At 66.9% G+C, this 798-nt stretch carries 1 protein-coding gene and 1 pseudogene; one reads left to right on the top strand and one right to left on the bottom strand.

All coding sequences use genetic code 11. The features are described 5' to 3' along the window. The first annotated feature begins 25 nt into the window (after positions 1 to 25). Positions 26 to 448 carry a transposase gene (locus tag ABTU92_RS29965; protein WP_408095179.1) on the top strand — a complete coding sequence of 141 codons (423 nt, stop codon included), beginning with the start codon at positions 26 to 28 and terminating at the stop codon, positions 446 to 448. Positions 449 to 591: 143 nt separating this feature from the next. Here the strand turns inward: ABTU92_RS29965 and ABTU92_RS29970 are convergent. Further along, positions 592 to 798 (bottom strand): annotated as a pseudogene (locus ABTU92_RS29970) (SAM-dependent methyltransferase); the annotation flags it as partial.

Here is a 798-nt window from a genome sequence, read left to right on the forward strand (position 1 = left end):
CGCGCCCGGTCTGCGCCGATTGCTGGTGCGCGCCTGCGCGATCGGCCGCCGCCGACCGGCCCTTGCCGACGCCACGCTGCGGACCTACCATCACCAGCTCGACGCCGAGCTCGACCGCCTGCTCCGCATCACCCCGATGCACCCCGAGGGCGACACGCTGAAGCGCGCGATCGAGGGATGCCGGCAGTCCCTGTTCACGTTCATGGCCGAGCGCGCCATCACGCCGACCAACAACGGCTCCGAGCGCGCGCTGCGTCCCTGCGCCGTCTTCCGCAAGGTGACAAACGGCTTCCGATCCGAATGGGGCGCCCACCTCTACGCGGACGTTCGATCCGTGCTCGAAACCGCTCGCCGCCGCGCCATCGGAGCCCTGGACGCCATCCGCGCAACGCTGAGCCGTGGTGCGCTCGATCGCGCTGCTATGTTGACGGCGGCCCCAAAGGGGTGAGTGGTTACGGTCGGTGAGACGCCTTGGTGTATTCGACGAAGCCGTCGAACGGGCGCGGCACCGACATCAGATATCGGACTTCCTCGGCCCAGGCGTCGGCGATCGTCCCGGGCCGAGAGCCGTGTGGCGTCACCGACCAGCATTCAAAAGCGATTCGCATGGGTTCTCAGCCAGTGGGCGAGGGGGTTTTCACCAGATTGGGCCACCTCGGGATGGTCTTCGAGGTAGCGTTCGGTGCAGAATGTTGGACTCGGATTACGCCTCTCACGCGCCCCGTAGGCTATGTAGTGCCGCACCGGGTCGATACGAACGGAGGCCACGTCTGGGTATGTCGTGAGGTACCACTCTGG

The sequence above is a fragment of the Rhodoplanes sp. SY1 genome (genome assembly GCF_046000175.1).
Lineage (GTDB): Bacteria > Pseudomonadota > Alphaproteobacteria > Rhizobiales > Xanthobacteraceae > Rhodoplanes.